This window comes from Thermomonas sp., assembly GCF_035369645.1.
Lineage (GTDB): Bacteria > Pseudomonadota > Gammaproteobacteria > Xanthomonadales > Xanthomonadaceae > Thermomonas.
This window is the reverse complement of sequence record NZ_DAOOUM010000050.1, coordinates 1,842-16,563: the sequence shown is the minus strand read 5'-3', so window position 1 is coordinate 16,563 and position 14,722 is coordinate 1,842. Positions and strand designations below refer to the sequence as shown.

At 59.9% G+C, this 14,722-nt stretch carries 16 protein-coding genes and 1 pseudogene; 5 read left to right on the top strand and 12 right to left on the bottom strand.

Annotated features, from left to right (window positions below; all coding sequences use genetic code 11):
- The 6 genes and pseudogenes from PK789_RS09720 to PK789_RS09695 form a co-directional block, all read right to left on the bottom strand.
- A pseudogene (locus PK789_RS09720) lies at positions 1 to 788 on the bottom strand (NADH-quinone oxidoreductase subunit F); the annotation flags it as partial.
- Positions 788 to 1,315 carry an NADH-quinone oxidoreductase subunit NuoE gene (nuoE, locus tag PK789_RS09715; protein WP_324308558.1) on the bottom strand — a complete coding sequence of 176 codons (528 nt, stop codon included), beginning with the start codon at positions 1,313 to 1,315 and terminating at the stop codon, positions 788 to 790. The pseudogene PK789_RS09720 and the gene nuoE, both read right to left, overlap by 1 nt.
- Positions 1,312 to 2,622 carry an NADH-quinone oxidoreductase subunit D gene (locus tag PK789_RS09710; RefSeq protein WP_324308557.1) on the bottom strand — a complete coding sequence of 437 codons (1,311 nt, stop codon included), beginning with the start codon at positions 2,620 to 2,622 and terminating at the stop codon, positions 1,312 to 1,314. Before PK789_RS09710 ends, nuoE begins: the two co-directional genes overlap by 4 nt.
- Positions 2,619 to 3,380, bottom strand: coding sequence for an NADH-quinone oxidoreductase subunit C (locus PK789_RS09705; RefSeq protein WP_324308556.1), 762 nt, complete (start codon positions 3,378 to 3,380; stop codon positions 2,619 to 2,621). Before PK789_RS09705 ends, PK789_RS09710 begins: the two co-directional genes overlap by 4 nt.
- On the bottom strand, positions 3,377 to 3,967 hold the full coding sequence (locus PK789_RS09700; protein WP_324308555.1) for a NuoB/complex I 20 kDa subunit family protein: 591 nt from the start codon (positions 3,965 to 3,967) through the stop codon (positions 3,377 to 3,379). Before PK789_RS09700 ends, PK789_RS09705 begins: the two co-directional genes overlap by 4 nt.
- The gene (locus tag PK789_RS09695) at positions 3,964 to 4,320 is read right to left on the bottom strand and encodes an NADH-quinone oxidoreductase subunit A (RefSeq protein WP_223627179.1); all 357 of its coding nucleotides are present in this window, start codon (positions 4,318 to 4,320) and stop codon (positions 3,964 to 3,966) included. Before PK789_RS09695 ends, PK789_RS09700 begins: the two co-directional genes overlap by 4 nt.
- A gap of 305 nt (positions 4,321 to 4,625) precedes the next feature.
- Here PK789_RS09695 and PK789_RS09690 point away from each other — a divergent pair, with 305 nt between their 5' ends.
- The 3 genes from PK789_RS09690 (at position 4,626) to PK789_RS09680 (ending at position 8,514) form a co-directional block, all read left to right on the top strand.
- Complete coding sequence (locus tag PK789_RS09690) at positions 4,626 to 6,494, top strand: DEAD/DEAH box helicase (protein WP_324308554.1); 1,869 nt, start codon at positions 4,626 to 4,628, stop codon at positions 6,492 to 6,494.
- Between the two features lie 77 nt (positions 6,495 to 6,571).
- Positions 6,572 to 7,327: a type 1 glutamine amidotransferase gene (locus PK789_RS09685; protein WP_324308553.1), complete on the top strand. Its 756-nt coding sequence runs from the start codon at positions 6,572 to 6,574 to the stop codon at positions 7,325 to 7,327.
- A 47-nt stretch (positions 7,328 to 7,374) separates the two neighbouring features.
- The gene (locus tag PK789_RS09680) at positions 7,375 to 8,514 is read left to right on the top strand and encodes a BaiN/RdsA family NAD(P)/FAD-dependent oxidoreductase (RefSeq protein ID WP_503011937.1); all 1,140 of its coding nucleotides are present in this window, start codon (positions 7,375 to 7,377) and stop codon (positions 8,512 to 8,514) included.
- A 10-nt stretch (positions 8,515 to 8,524) separates the two neighbouring features.
- On the opposite strand, the gene PK789_RS09675 is transcribed toward PK789_RS09680, so the two are convergent.
- On the bottom strand, positions 8,525 to 8,677 hold the full coding sequence (locus tag PK789_RS09675) for a hypothetical protein (RefSeq protein WP_324308551.1): 153 nt from the start codon (positions 8,675 to 8,677) through the stop codon (positions 8,525 to 8,527).
- A complete protein-coding gene (locus PK789_RS09670; RefSeq protein ID WP_324308550.1) occupies positions 8,674 to 9,420 on the bottom strand; it encodes a sulfurtransferase in 747 nt (248 codons plus the stop codon). Before PK789_RS09670 ends, PK789_RS09675 begins: the two co-directional genes overlap by 4 nt.
- Before the next feature lie 45 nt (positions 9,421 to 9,465).
- Here PK789_RS09670 and PK789_RS09665 point away from each other — a divergent pair, with 45 nt between their 5' ends.
- Positions 9,466 to 10,740 carry a TIGR03862 family flavoprotein gene (locus tag PK789_RS09665; RefSeq protein ID WP_324308549.1) on the top strand — a complete coding sequence of 425 codons (1,275 nt, stop codon included), beginning with the start codon at positions 9,466 to 9,468 and terminating at the stop codon, positions 10,738 to 10,740.
- Here PK789_RS09665 and dcd read toward each other — a convergent pair.
- The 4 genes from dcd to apbC form a co-directional block, all read right to left on the bottom strand.
- A complete protein-coding gene (gene dcd, locus PK789_RS09660) occupies positions 10,704 to 11,291 on the bottom strand; it encodes a dCTP deaminase (protein ID WP_324308548.1) in 588 nt (195 codons plus the stop codon). The two genes, PK789_RS09665 and dcd, sit on opposite strands and share 37 nt — an antisense overlap.
- A 71-nt stretch (positions 11,292 to 11,362) precedes the next feature.
- Positions 11,363 to 12,757: an O-antigen ligase family protein gene (locus PK789_RS09655; RefSeq protein ID WP_324308547.1), complete on the bottom strand. Its 1,395-nt coding sequence runs from the start codon at positions 12,755 to 12,757 to the stop codon at positions 11,363 to 11,365.
- Positions 12,758 to 12,878: 121 nt separating this feature from the next.
- Positions 12,879 to 13,331, bottom strand: coding sequence for a hypothetical protein (locus PK789_RS09650; RefSeq protein WP_324308546.1), 453 nt, complete (start codon positions 13,329 to 13,331; stop codon positions 12,879 to 12,881).
- 100 nt (positions 13,332 to 13,431) lie between these two features.
- Positions 13,432 to 14,280, bottom strand: a complete 849-nt coding sequence (gene apbC / locus PK789_RS09645; protein ID WP_324308545.1) for an iron-sulfur cluster carrier protein ApbC — start codon at positions 14,278 to 14,280, stop codon at positions 13,432 to 13,434.
- Positions 14,281 to 14,510: 230 nt separating this feature from the next.
- Here apbC and PK789_RS09640 point away from each other — a divergent pair.
- Positions 14,511 to 14,722 (top strand): hypothetical protein (locus PK789_RS09640; protein ID WP_324308544.1); only part of this gene is annotated, 212 nt, incomplete at its 3' end.

Here is a 14,722-nt window from a genome sequence, read left to right as displayed (position 1 = left end):
GAGACCGAGAAAATCTTGCAGCCGCCGTTGTTGGGCTTGCCCAAACTCATGAACCATTCGGCGCCATTGCGCACGATGGCCGGCACCGAGGCATAGGTCTCGGTGTTGTTGATGGTGGTGGGCTTGCCGTACAGGCCAAAATTGGCCGGGAACGGCGGCTTGTAGCGCGGCTGGCCTTTCTTGCCTTCCAGCGATTCCATCAGCGCGGTTTCTTCACCGCAGATGTAAGCGCCCGCGCCCAGCGCGTTGTAGATGTCGATGTCGATGCCGCTGCCAAGGATGTCCTTGCCCAACCAACCGTGCTTGTAGGCTTCGGCCAGTGCTTCTTCGATATGCTCGAAGGGCTCGTGATGGAATTCGCCGCGCATGTAGTTGTACGCCGCCTTGGTATTGGTGGCGTAGCAAGCAATCGCCAAGCCTTCCAGCACTGCGTGCGGGTTGTAGCGCAGGATGTCGCGGTCTTTGCAAGTGCCCGGCTCGGACTCATCCGAGTTGCACAGAATGTATTTTTCGCCCTCGTGCTTGGGCATGAAGCTCCACTTGAGGCCAGTGGGGAAGCCCGCGCCGCCGCGCCCGCGCAGACCGGATGCCTTGACCAGCTCGATGATATCGGCCGGCGGGATCTTTTCGGTCAGGATTTTACGCAGCGCCTGGTAACCGCCGGTCTTGAGGTAATTTTCATACGACCACGGCTTGTCGAAATGCAGCGTGGTGTACACGGCCTGGTGCTCCTTCGGTGCAGGACCGACGGGGCCGTAGCCTTCCGAATAATGCGAATGTCCGCCCATCACTTCAGCCCGTCCAGCAGTGCATCGACTTTGGCCGCATCCAGCTTCTCGTGGTAATGGCCGTTGATGACCACCACCGGCGCGCCGCAGCACGCGGCGACGCATTCTTCTTCGCGCTTCAGGTACACGCGGCCATCGGCAGTGGATTCACCCAATTTGATGCCCAGCTTGTTTTCGGCATGCGCCAACAACTCTTGTGCACCATTGAGCCAGCAACTGATATTGGTACAAAACGCCACATTATTGCGGCCAACTTTCTTGGTCTCGAACATCGAGTAGAACGTAGCCACTTCATACGCCCACACCGGCGGCAAGTCCAAATACTTGGCCACCGCGGCGATGAGCTCGTCGCTTAGCCAACCCTGGTTTTGCTCTTGCGCGGCATACAAGCCTTGCAACACCGCAGAGCGCTTGCGCTCCGGCGGGAACTTGGTCAGCCAATGGTCGATATGCGCGCGGGTGGCATCCGACAGCACCACCATCGGATCCACATTGCGGCACGCTTCAAAATTGCCGGTTACTTTCATCGATCAACCTCGCCGAACACGATGTCGTAAGTGCCGATCATGGCCACGACGTCGGACAGCATGTGTCCCTTGGTGATGGCATCCATCGACGACAAATGCGCAAACCCCGGTGCACGCAGATGCACGCGGAACGGTTTGTTGGCACCGTCGGACACCAAATAACAGCCAAACTCGCCCTTGGGTGCTTCCACCGCGGCATAGGTCTCGCCGGCCGGCACGCAATAGCCTTCCGAGAACAGCTTGAAATGGTGAATCAGCGCTTCCATGCTGTGTTTCATTTCGCCACGGCTGGGCGGTGACACCTTGTAATTGTTCAGCATCACCGGGCCGGGGTTGGCCTTCAACCACTGCACGCACTGCGCGATGATGCGGTTGGACTGGCGCATTTCAGCAATGCGCACCAGATAACGGTCGTAGCAATCGCCGTTGACACCCACCGGGATATCAAAATCCACCTCGGCATATTTGGCGTAGGGCTGCTTTTTGCGCAGATCCCACTCGATGCCAGAACCACGCAGCATCGCCCCGCTCATGCCCCAGGCCTTGGCCTGCTCGGGCGTGACGACACCGATGCCGACGGTACGCTGCTTCCAGATGCGGTTCTCGGTCAGCAGGGTTTCGTATTCATCCACCCGGCTCGGGAAGTCCTTGGTGAACTGCTCCAAATAATCCAGCAGCGAACCTTCGCGCGCTTCATTGAAACGCTTGAGCTTTTGCCCTTTGCGCCAAGGCGATTCTTTGTACTTGGGCATCACCTCGGGCAGGTCGCGGTACACGCCGCCCGGACGGTAATACGCCGCGTGCATGCGCGCGCCCGACACCGCTTCATAGGTGTCCATCAATTCTTCGCGTTCGCGGAAGGCGTACAAAAACACCGCCATCGCGCCCAGATCAAGGCCGTTGGAACCCACCCACATCAAGTGATTCAGGATGCGGGTAATCTCGTCGAACATGGTGCGGATCCACTGCGCACGCTCTGGCGCTTGGATACCCAGCAGATTTTCAATCGCCAGCACATAGGCGTGCTCGTTGCACATCATCGAGCAGTAATCCAAGCGATCCATGTACGGGATCGATTGGTTGAACGGCTTGGATTCGGCCAGTTTTTCGGTGCCGCGATGCAGCAGCCCGATATGCGGGTCGCAACGGCGCACCACTTCGCCGTCCATTTCCAGAATCAAGCGCAACACACCATGCGCAGCCGGGTGCTGCGGGCCGAAGTTCAGTGTGTAGTTGCGAATTTCCTGCGCAGCTTCCGCAGGATTACTGGCGAACGTATCGCTATTGGGGGTCAGCACATCGTTCATCGACGTGCCTCCCGCTGCAAGATACGGCTATTGCTTTCCGCTTGCGCGGTGGCAAGACCGGCATCGTCGCGAATTACGCGGGCCACGCCCACGCGCGGCTCGACGCTGGTGACGGGCGCATACACCACGCGCTTTTTCTCCTCGTCGTAATGCACTTCCACATTGCCGATCAGCGGGAAATCCTTGCGGAACGGATGCCCCACAAAACCATAGTCCGTGAGGATGCGGCGCAAATCTGGATGACCTTCAAAAATGATGCCGTACAGGTCAAATGCCTCGCGCTCAAACCAGTCGGCACCCGGCCACACCCCAGTGACCGAGGCCACCACTGGCAACCCCTCGTCGGGGCTAAAGCAGCGCAAGCGCACACGCTGGTTATGGCGAATCGAAAGCAGGTGCAACACCACACCAAAACGTTTGCTGGCACGCTGATCCAGCGCAACCGCAGCTGCCCCATCGACCTGATGGCTTGGTGCTTCGCCCCAGGCAAAACGCCCGGTTGCACTGCCTTCCACACCACGGCTGAACCCTTCCGAGGACACGCCGACGGTATCCCACTCGTCGTTGCCGTAGCCCAGATAATCGATGCCGCACAGGTCGATAAAAGTATCGAAACCCAATTCGTCACGCACCGCCTTGCAGGTGGCCAGCCATGCACTGGCCGTCACTTCCAGGGTGACTTCACCCCGTGGCTGCGCCACGTGCACGGCATCGGCACCAAAGCGGGCGATGAGTTGCTCGGACAGTTGCGTGCTCATGCGCGCGCACCCTCCGGCTTGGCCGTCTTCGAGAACGGGTTTTGTTCCAGCCGGCGAATTTTTTTCTGTAACTGCAAAATGCCGTACACCAGCGCCTCGGCGGTGGGCGGACAACCGGGCACGTACACATCCACCGGCACCACGCGATCGCAACCGCGTACGACCGAATACGAGTAGTGATAGTAGCCGCCGCCGTTGGCGCAGCTACCCATCGAGATCACCCACTTCGGGTCGGGCATCTGATCATAGACCTTGCGCAGCGCCGGGGCCATTTTGTTGACCAAGGTGCCGGCCACGATCATCACGTCGGACTGGCGCGGCGATGGGCGAAACACCACGCCATAACGGTCCAAGTCCAGCCGTGCTGCGCCGGCGTGCATCATTTCCACCGCACAACAGGCCAAGCCAAAGGTCATCGGCCACATCGAACCGGTGCGCGCCCAATTCCATAGCGCGTCCATGCTGGTGGTGACAAACCCGTTTTGTAGCAGCGGATTGTCGCCATCGGGGCGCAGGATGTCGTCCAACCGACCCTCGGGCAGTGGATTGCTGGCGGCCTCTAATACTGTTTGAACGATATTGCTCATTCCCACTCCAGCGCGCCGCGCTTCCACACGTACACGAAGCCGATCACCAGCAGCGCCAGAAACACGCCCATTTCGATCAAGCCAAACACACCAAGCTCGCGGAATACCACGGCCCACGGAAATACAAAGGCGATTTCCAAGTCGAACACGATGAACAAAATCGCGACCAAGTAGTAGCGCACGTCGAACGGCATGCGCGCGTTCTCGAATGCACCAAAGCCGCACTCATAGGGCGACAGCTTCTCGGCGGACGGCCGCTTGGGGCCAATCACGTTGCCAATCACGATCAGCGCAATGCCGATCCCGGTGGCAACGATCAAAAACAGCAGAGTGGGCAAATATTCGGCCAGCACGCGTGCCTCGGTCTTCTGTGGGGGCAAGTGGATTTCAATCCCACTCGCTACAGCCGCGCATTCTAACCGGCGATGCGTGGTGGCGGCCAGACCTTGCAGCCCTTGATTCGTGTGAAATGTAGCGATTCTTGTGCATTTTGATCGTTGCCAAGAATCGTTCGCATTCGCCAGCACGATTATTGGGAGCGTCACGCACGAAATACCCGGAGAAATTCTCGCCCGCCACAATTTATTGAGCGCCGGCTCAGCCTTGGGCGCGTACACTATGCACCCATTACTTTTCGGCGATCACGCCCAAAGGCACCATGAGCGCCGACACTGTGACCCTTTCCTTTACCGACCTTGGCCTGCCGCAGACGCTGCTGTCTGCACTGCGCGAAGTTGGCTACGAAACCCCCTCGCCAATTCAAGCCGCCACCATCCCAGCACTGCTGGCAGGCCGCGACATGATTGGCCAAGCGCAAACCGGCACCGGCAAGACCGCCGCGTTCGCGCTGCCCGCGCTGGCCCTGCTGGAAGCCGCTGCCAGCAAGCCGCAAGTGCTGGTACTGGCGCCCACCCGTGAGCTGGCCATCCAGGTCGCCGAGGCGTTCCAGAAATACGCGCACCACATCCCCGGCTTCCAAGTGTTGCCCATCTACGGCGGCCAAAGCTATATGCCGCAGCTATCCGCGCTAAAACGCGGCGTGCATGTCGTGGTGGGCACCCCAGGCCGGGTGATCGATCATTTGGAACGCGGCTCGCTGGATCTGTCGCAACTGCGCATGCTGGTGCTGGATGAGGCCGATGAAATGCTGCGGATGGGCTTTATCGACGATGTCGAGGCGGTGCTGAAAAAGACCCCAGCAACGCGCCAAGTGGCGCTGTTCTCGGCCACCATGCCGGCGCAAATCAAACGCATCGCACAGACCTATCTGAAGGATCCGGCGGAGATCGCGATCAAGTCGCAGACCTCCACTGCCGAGAACATCCGCCAGCGGTTCTGGATGGTCAGTGGCATCAATAAATTGGATGCACTGACCCGGATCATGGAGGCCGAGCCGTTCGACGCGATGATCATCTTCGCGCGCACCAAGCTGGGCACCGACGAACTGGCGGAAAAGCTGGCCGCGCGCGGTTTTTCCGCCGCCGCCATCAATGGCGACGTGGAACAAAAGACCCGAGAGCGCACCATCCAGCGCTTGAAGGATGGCCAGCTTGACGTGCTGGTGGCCACCGACGTGGCCGCGCGCGGGCTGGATGTGGATCGTATCAGTCACGTGCTGAACTACGACATCCCTTACGACACTGAAAGCTATGTGCACCGCATCGGCCGCACCGGCCGCGCCGGGCGCAAGGGCGAGGCAATTTTGTTTGTGGCTCCGCGTGAGCGCGGCATGCTGGGCGCAATCGAGCGCGCCACCCGGCAAAAAATCGAGCAAATGAACCTGCCCAGCGTGGATGCCGTCAACGAGCGCCGCGTGGCCAAATTCCTCGACAAGATCGAAGCCGCATTGGCTAGCGATGACCTGTCAATTTTCCGCGAATTGGTGGAGCGCTACGAGCGCGAAAAGAACGTGCCGGCAGTAGAAATCGCGGCGGCGCTGGCAAAATTGGTACAAGGCAAGACACCATTACTGCTACCCAAGCCGGCGGTACCGGAGCGCGCATTTGAAGCCCGCGATGCCCGCCCCACCCGCGACCGCAGCGAACGCCCGCAACGCGAACGCACACATGAATCGCGTGAGCGTGCACCGCGCGAACACGGTGCCCCCGAGGCCGGCATGCGCACCTATCGTATTGAAGTGGGCCACCAGCATGGCGCGCAGCCGGGCCATATCGTTGGCGCGATAGCTAACGAGGCGGATCTGGAAAGCCGCTATATCGGCCGGATTGATATTCGCGACGATTTCACCTTGGTGGACCTGCCCGACGGCATGCCACCGGAACTGCTGGAGCACATGCAAAACGTGCGAGTGGCCAGCAAGCCGCTGCGGATGAAACTCGCCAGCGATGCCGATATCGACGCACCCAAGCGCAAGCGGAGTTTTGGCCCGCCGCGTGGCGACGACCGCCCCGGTGGCCCGCGCAAGCCCGGTGGGTTCAAACCCGGTGGGTTCAAACCCGGCGGCTTCAAGCCCGGTAGCAAGCCCGGCAGCAAACCCGGCGGGTTTAAACCGCGCGGCCCGCGATAAGGACATAAGCATCCGGGATTGGCACGGCGGTCGTTGGCTTTGGCATAGTCACCACAACCGTCCGTCCCACCTGTCCCATGTCCCGCCTCCTCGTCTTCCAACACGTTGCTGCTGAACCACTCGGCACGCTTGACCCGCTGATTCGTCGGCGCGGCCATCGCATTCGTTTCAAAAATTTCGAACGCCATCCCGACGCCCAACTCAATGTGGACCGCTATCGTGGGCTGGTGGTGCTGGGTGGGCCGATGAATGTGGACGAACACCCGCAGCGCGCGCATTTGCGCAACGAGATGCGCGCCATCGAAACCATGCTGGAACAAGGCAAACCCGTACTAGGTATCTGTCTGGGTGCGCAACTGCTGGCGCATGTGCTGGGCGCGCAAGTCCCGCGCAACCCGGTGCCGGAAATTGGTTGGTACCCTCTGCAAAAAACAGCAGCAGGTTTGGATGACCCGGTGCTAGCGCCCCTGCAGGCACAAACCCCGGTGTTCCAGTGGCATAGCTGCCGCTTTGATATCCCAGCATCTGCCGTGCATCTGGCCAGCAGTGCAGATTGCGCGCAGCAGGCGTTTCGCTATGGCGACAACGCCTACGGCTTCCAGTTTCATTTGGAAATGGATCAGCCATTGATTGAACGCTGGCTGGCCAACCCTGCTTATCGTGAAGAACTTACGGCCTCGGGTTTGGCCCATGACGCAGCATCCATTCGCGCGCAAACCCTGCTTCATATCGCCGCCATGCAGCAGCAAGCCGACGCCGTGTTCAACAACTTCCTTGACCTCGTAGGCCGCCCGCAACGCCGCCACACCCTGCCATCGCGTGAGTGGGTGTGAGCCATAGCTTCGACGTCATCATCATCGGTGCCGGCGCTGCTGGGCTGATGTGCGCGCGCACCGCAGGCCTGCGCGGCTTGCGGGTGCTGGTGTTGGACCATGCCAATAAAGTGGGCAAGAAAATTTTGATGTCGGGCGGTGGCCGCTGCAATTTCACCAATACCGGCACCACCCCGGCCAACTATCTGTCGGCCAACAAACACTTCTGCAAATCTGCATTGGCGCGCTACACGCCGTGGCATTTCATCGAGCTGGTGGAGCGCCACGGCATTGCCTATCACGAAAAAGAGCTGGGGCAATTGTTTTGCGATGACTCGTCCAAACAGATCGTGGCGATGCTGCTGGCCGAATGCGCGAATGCCGGCGTGGAGATTCGCACGCATTGCACGATTGAACGTGTCGAACACACCGATGCCGGCCACTATCGCCTGCACACGCCACAAGGCCATTTTGCAAGCGCCGCACTGGTGGTGGCCAGTGGTGGCTTGTCGATCCCCAGCATGGGTGCGTCGGGGTTTGGCTACCAACTGGCCAAGCAATGGGGTCACGCTGTGCTGCCCACCCGCGCCGGCTTGGTGCCATTGACCTTGAGCGGCAAGCACGCCGAGCGATTGCAGGATTTGGCGGGGGTGTCGTTGCCCATCGAGGCGCATTGCAATGGTGCGAGTTTTCGCAACTTCATGCTGATCACCCATCGCGGCATCAGCGGGCCCGCAATCTTGCAAATTTCCAGTTTCTGGCAGCCCGGTGATGACCTGCGGCTGGATCTGTTGCCCGGCATTGATAGTGCGCAGCAGCTTGCCGATTGGCAACGCACACGGCGCGATACGGAGCTGAAAACGCTGCTGGGCGAGGTGCTACCCAAGCGCTTTGCACAGCGCCTGTGCGAACACTGGATCAACAACAAACCATTGCGCCAATACACACCCGCAGAACTGCGCAGCATTACCGAACTACTATCTGCCTGGCCACTGACCGCCAGCGGCAGCGAAGGCTATCGCACTGCTGAGGTGACCTTGGGCGGTGTGGATACCGACGGACTGTCTTCCACCACAATGATGTCCAAGCATGTGCCGGGGCTGTACTTCATCGGTGAAGTGGTGGACGTCACCGGCTGGCTGGGCGGCTACAACTTTCAATGGGCGTGGGCATCAGGCCACGCTGCGGGCAGCGCGCTGGGACATTGAACACGCGCCATCAAAACAGCTGCGGCCAATGCATGATCGGCGCGACAAACCAGTAGATTCCCGCCAAAGCCACGCCCCAGAACACCAGTTTCAGCAACGCACCGGCCACTTTGATCGCCACCCAAACACCGACGATGATCATCCCAATCGCAAGCAAACTCACGCCTGCACAGCCTGCATCGGGCGCAGCGTCGAATCCAAGGCGATGCGTTCGTCAAACACGAAGCAGCCACCGTCATAACCAACGCCGCCGACCTGTTCGAAATACCCCAAAATGCCATCGTCCAGTTGCAGCAGGTTGTCCCAACCGTCTTGTTGCAGCCACAGCGCGGCTTTTTCGCAGCGCACACCACCGGTACAAAAACTGACCACGGTGGTATCGCGCAAACGGTCGCGGTGCGGGGCCAATGCAGCCGGCAAGTCGGTGAATTTGTCGATGGGCAAGGTCAGTGCGCCGGTAAATGTGCCGTACGCGACCTCTTGCTGATTGCGCGTGTCCAGCATCACCACCTGCTTGCCGGCATCGTCATGGCCCTGCGCAAGCCAGCGCGCCAAGGTCTGCGGCGCCACCGTGGGTGCACGCTGCCCCACCTCCAGTGGTGAAGCGTGCTCACGCCGAAAGCTGATGATCTCGGCCTTGCGCTTGACCTTGAGCCGCGCAAATGGCACCGCCTCGCTCCAGCTTTCTTTGGCATGCAAACCGGCAAAGCGCGCATCGGTGCGCAGCCACGCCAAAAAGTCGCGTACAGGGGCTTCTGTTGCCGCTAGAAATAAATTCAAGCCTTCCGGCGTCACCAATATGCTGCCGCGCAGACCATCGGCCTCTGCGCGTTCGCGCAGGCGCGGTGCGAGGGCATCGGCATCGTCGATGGGCACAAAAATATAAGCGGCGATATTCAAGATCATCCGCCTATTGTAATCGCGCCTCCCCACGCATGGGATCATAGGCGGATGTCGAATCCTTCCCCTTACCGCTTGGCCGTGATCGGCGGCGGCCCTGCCGGTTTGATGGCCGCCGAAGCCGCGTGCGGCACCGGCCTCCCAGTGCATCTATTCGAAGCCAAGGGATCGGTTGGCCGCAAATTCCTGATCGCCGGCAGAGGTGGCCTGAATCTCACCCATTCCGAGCCGCGTCCGAACTTTGATGGCCGCTACCGTGAGCGCGCCAATGACATCGCAACATGGCTGGACAGCTTCGATGCCGATGCTTTGCGCGCATGGGCGCGCGGGCTGGGCATCGACACCTTCGTGGGCAGTTCGGGCCGGGTGTTCCCCACCGATCGCAAGGCCGCGCCGTTGCTGCGCGGCTGGGTGCACCGCCTGAAAGTTGCCGGCGTGCAGTTCCATGTGCAGCACCGCTGGTTGGGCTGGGACGCCAACGGCGCGCTACGCTTTGCAACGCCCAGTGGTGAGGCCAGTTTCACTGCCGACGCCACCGTGCTGGCACTGGGCGGCGGCAGTTGGCCGCAGCTAGGCTCGGATGGCGCATGGGTAGAGGCACTGACGGCACGCGGCATCGACATTGCACCCTTGCAGCCGGCCAACTGCGGATTCGACATTGGGTGGAGCGATTTCATTGCGAACAAATTTGCTGGCGCGCCGCTCAAACCCGTCATTGCCCATTGGCCTGATATCGACAACACCACACACGCCTTGCAAGGTGAGTGCGTACTGACCGAACACGGCATCGAAGGCAGCTTGATTTATGCGATCAGTGCCGAACTGCGCGACTGCATTGCCCGCAACGGCGAAGCGACGCTGCATCTGGACCTGGTGCCAGGACGCACGCTGGAACGCCTGCAAAACGATCTTGCAAAACCACGCAACGGCCGCAGTTTGGGTGAACATTTGCGCCGGCAAACCGGCATCGACGCTGCCAAGGCCGCGCTGGTATTTGAAGTGCTGGGCAAACCCGCACAGCAGGATATGGCGCAAGTGGCGGCCGCACTGAAATCACTGCCGCTGCGCTTGTTGCGCCCGCGTCCGCTGGCCGAAACCATTTCCACCGCCGGTGGCGTGCGCCTGCACGCACTGGATGATGCGCTGATGGTGAAGCAACACCCCGGGCTGTTCTGCGCCGGGGAAATGCTGGACTGGGAAGCCCCGACCGGCGGCTATCTGCTCACCGCTTGCTTTGCCAGTGGCCTGCGTGCTGGGCGCGGCGCGGCAAAATGGCTGCAAACTTCGAATCAGGTGCGCGGTAAAGTCACACCCGTCTGCCCCTGATATTTTCCGCCGCGATCCTTGTACGAGGTTTCGCAGACATCATCGGCATCAGACTGGAAGAACAACATCTGGGCCACACCTTCCCCTGCATAAATGCGCGCAGGCAACGGCGTGGTGTTGGAGAACTCCAAAGTCACATGCCCTTCCCACTCCGGCTCCAGCGGGGTCACATTGACGATGATCCCGCAGCGCGCATAGGTGCTCTTGCCCAAGCACACGACTAAGGTGTCGCGCGGAATGCGGAAGTACTCCACGGTGCGCGCCAACGCGAAGGAATTGGGCGGGATGATGCACTCATCGCCGACCACATCGACAAAACTTTTGGGGTCAAAGTGCTTGGGATCGACTATTGTCGAATTGATATTGGTAAACACCTTGAACTCGCGCGCGCAACGCACGTCATAGCCATAACTGGATGTGCCATAGCTGACGATACGCTGACCACCGGCGCCGCTCTTGTCGGCAAACTTCACCTGACCCGGCTCATACGGCTCAATCATGGCATGCTGTTCAGCCATGCGGCGGATCCAACGGTCACTCTTGATGCTCATGCAGGTTGTTTTCTGGCGTCGGTCAAGCCCGCAAGTGTAAGGAATGTTGCCACATCTGCCCAGCGCTGCGCTCAATCAGCGAGTGCATTGGGGGCAGCCTGATCCCGTGCATCTTCGAGCATGTGCCGGCATTGACCGATATCCGCAAGCGCCGCCAACATCACCCCCGCCAGTGCTGCGGTAGTGCTCATCAAACTGAGCGTGCGCAAGGGATAGTCTGCCCACGAATGCGCCATTACTGCGGCAACCGCCACCCAAGCCGATGCCGCCAATATCACCTGCGAGCGACGTCGCCGCTGTTGCAGCAAGCGTTTGACGGCTACCGCCAGTACCGCCAGCACGCCAACCAGCAGCAGCATGCCCAGCCAGCCGGTTTCCAGCCACCACTGCGCGTATTCGTTATGCGCATGATTGACGTAATACGCCTCTTGCATCTGCAGTGGGCTGGCGGCAGCAAACAACGGCACGAAACTGCCAACGCCACTGCCCAGCGGCGCATGCGCCAACCCCAACTGGAATGTGATTTCAGCGAATACATGGCGTTGTTCTTCGGCAAGATCAATCGCCATCCAACCCAACGCCGCCTGCATTCCAAGCAGCATCAATAACACCATGCCCGCTGCCATCCCCAGTGTCGCTTTATTGCGCTTCATCCTGCGCAATGGCACCGCTCCGCTCAGCACCAAAGTCAACACCAAGGCTGGCAACGCAATGGACATGCCTGCACGCGAGGTACTCAATGGAATGGCCAACAAAAACACACCCGCCAGCAGGAAGTACCCCCACGCGGCATGCGGGTGAGCTCCTTCACGTAGCGCTCGAAAGCGCGCCTCCGCACCCAAACCGGTCGCCAGCACCATGCCGGTGATGCAGGCAGTTGCCTGATGGTTGGTATTGGCAAACAGCCCGCCAAACCCCGCATCAAAATCATAGAGCCGCAACTCGCTGTCCAACGGCAACCCGGCCTGGAAAAATGCGAACAGGACATTGAAGGCTGCCAGTGCAATCACAACCTGTAACACGCGTCGCCGCTGGGACTTATCCAGGGTTATTGCCGCAAAGAAGCAGGCCAAGGCAGGCAATAGCGCCCACAACCCCTGTTCGGTGGCGGCCGGCGCAAGGCTCCAATGGCGACGCAAGGTATCCACCCCTGCCTGTTGCAAGTCCTGCGTCAGTGCGCCACGGGCCGCGGGCAGGTTCCAGACCGATGCCGGGAGCGGCAACAATTGCAAGGCCAACAGCAGAATGAGAGCGACCGCCAACCCGATACCACAGCGAGACAGCCGATCCGCGGGAAACTCGACCAACAAGACCCGCACCGACATCCACAGCACAGGCAGTGCCAGCAGTTGCAACCACTCGTCCATCGACGTGCTGTCTTGGGTCACCCCACCCCCCAGCCACAGCGCCGCCAGCAGCACTGACAGCGCGGGCAGCAGCCACCTGCGCACGACATCGCTTGACACTTACGAACTCCTTGCCAGGCCAATACTGCAGGGCAATGTAATCCCATGTCCCCTAAACGCATCAAGGCAAGCTGGATAGCTTGCCTTGATGCTCGTCAACCGATGTTGCAGGCTTGCGCCCTCAGCGCCTCCCGGTACTGATCGGCGTATTTTTTTCCGAACCAATCAAAGCCGCCCCGACAAGCGCAGCCCCGGCAATGATGCCAACATTGGCACCGCTGACGCCAGAGGATGCAGTCCAAGCAGCGGCGATTTTGCAACTGGCATCCACCACATAGGTGTTGGCTTGGTCGTAATCGCGCACGCACTTGTGGATCACGCGGCCTTTGTCATCCAATTTGTAATACACCAGCTTGGCACCCGGCTGCGCGCCGGAGAGCATCATGTATTGACCCACTGTCAACTGATCACCAATCGTCGCCGAACGGTAATCACCGCCAGTGCTGGTCATCACACTGCCCTTGGCTTGTTCCAACACAATCTTGTCCCAATCATTATTGGATTGTGATTGCGCCATAGCAGGTAGTGCACTCAGTGCTGCTACCACCGCGATTGCAATAGAGAACTTGCGCATAGTCGTAAAGACTCCAGCCACTTCAGTTAAATCTAGATGGGTGGAAACTAAAGCATCGCGGCGAAAATTGCAATCCACCGCGCATTACCGTGCTGCAGATTCAGCCGCCAATCAAGGATGCCATGATACCGGTGCGCACCTTGGGGCGCTGGGCCAGTCGTTCCAGCAGTGCGCGGGCGGTGGCGCGGTAGGCCTGTGCTGCAGCTGAATCCGGCTGAGCGACCACGATCGGTACCCCCGCATCCCCGTGTTCACGAATACCGATCTCCAGCGGCAAGGTGCCCAATACCGGCACCCCGTACTGCTCGGACATCCACTGCGCCCCGCCACTGCCAAAGATGTGTTCGGAATGGCCGCATTGGCTGCACACATGCACCGCCATATTCTCCACCAAACCCAGCACCGGAATTTCAACTTTCTCAAACATTTTCAATGCCTTGCGCGCATCCATCGTGGCTACTTCCTGCGGCGTGGTCACCACCACCGCACCGGCCACCGGGATCTTTTGCGCCATGGTCAACTGGATATCGCCTGTCCCTGGCGGCAAATCCACTACCAATACATCGAGATCCCCCCAGCGGGTGTCATTGAGCAGCTGGGTCAAGGCTTGGGTGGCCATCGGCCCTCGCCAGATCATCGGAGTGTCGCTACCCACCAGCAGGCCAATCGACATCGCCTCGATTCCGTGCGCGCGCATCGGCGTGATGCTCTTGCCATCCGGACTATCGGGCTTGCCGGATAGTCCCAGCATGGTGGGAATACTGGGCCCATAAACATCCGCATCCAGCATCCCTACCGCCAAGCCTTCCGCCGCCAGTGCCAACGCTAGGTTGACCGCCGTGGTGGACTTCCCCACGCCCCCCTTACCAGAGCCGACAGCGATGATATTGCGGGCTTTCGCCAACGGCTTGAGCTCGCCTTGAACGGCATGGGAGGGCAGACGTGACATGGGCCGACGGCCTCGGTTAATGAAGCGACGATTTTAGCCGAGTTCCCGAGTTCGTCATTTATATTCCATTTATGTTCGCGCAATGGACAGATGCTCAGCATCTACTCTCGAATATCTCCAAGGCTGCCGTCAAACCGCCTGATACCTACCGCGCATTCGCAAAGCGGCAATCTGGCGAAAGCCCCACCATACGGCACACAAGTATTACGTATTCAGGCAAAACATGTTAAATGAATGTTACCCTTTTGGCCCGACTGGTTCCGATGCCTCATCGATCACCTCAGTTGGTTCTGTTTAACCGTTTCCAAAAAGAAGGAATTCCCATGGCTCTTCGCCACCGCAATACTATTGTCCGCAGCCAGCTGACGCTGGCGCTTGCCGCAGCATTGATGCTGCCTGCCGCTGCCTTCGCCCAGGATCAGGCTGCCGCCAAGACCGACAC

What these genes read in the sequence shown, in the direction of transcription:
- nuoE (WP_324308558.1), bottom strand. Translation starts at nt 1,315, where the DNA reads ATGAAAGTAACCGGCAATTTTGAAGCGTGCCGCAATGTGGATCCGATG.
- PK789_RS09710 (WP_324308557.1), bottom strand. Translation starts at nt 2,622, where the DNA reads ATGAACGATGTGCTGACCCCCAATAGCGATACGTTCGCCAGTAATCCT.
- PK789_RS09705 (WP_324308556.1), bottom strand. Translation starts at nt 3,380, where the DNA reads ATGAGCACGCAACTGTCCGAGCAACTCATCGCCCGCTTTGGTGCCGAT.
- PK789_RS09700 (WP_324308555.1), bottom strand. Translation starts at nt 3,967, where the DNA reads ATGAGCAATATCGTTCAAACAGTATTAGAGGCCGCCAGCAATCCACTG.
- PK789_RS09690 (WP_324308554.1), top strand. Translation starts at nt 4,626, where the DNA reads ATGAGCGCCGACACTGTGACCCTTTCCTTTACCGACCTTGGCCTGCCG.
- PK789_RS09685 (WP_324308553.1), top strand. Translation starts at nt 6,572, where the DNA reads ATGTCCCGCCTCCTCGTCTTCCAACACGTTGCTGCTGAACCACTCGGC.
- PK789_RS09680 (WP_503011937.1), top strand. Translation starts at nt 7,375, where the DNA reads ATGTGCGCGCGCACCGCAGGCCTGCGCGGCTTGCGGGTGCTGGTGTTG.
- PK789_RS09670 (WP_324308550.1), bottom strand. Translation starts at nt 9,420, where the DNA reads ATGATCTTGAATATCGCCGCTTATATTTTTGTGCCCATCGACGATGCC.
- PK789_RS09665 (WP_324308549.1), top strand. Translation starts at nt 9,466, where the DNA reads ATGTCGAATCCTTCCCCTTACCGCTTGGCCGTGATCGGCGGCGGCCCT.
- dcd (WP_324308548.1), bottom strand. Translation starts at nt 11,291, where the DNA reads ATGAGCATCAAGAGTGACCGTTGGATCCGCCGCATGGCTGAACAGCAT.
- PK789_RS09650 (WP_324308546.1), bottom strand. Translation starts at nt 13,331, where the DNA reads ATGCGCAAGTTCTCTATTGCAATCGCGGTGGTAGCAGCACTGAGTGCA.
- apbC (WP_324308545.1), bottom strand. Translation starts at nt 14,280, where the DNA reads ATGTCACGTCTGCCCTCCCATGCCGTTCAAGGCGAGCTCAAGCCGTTG.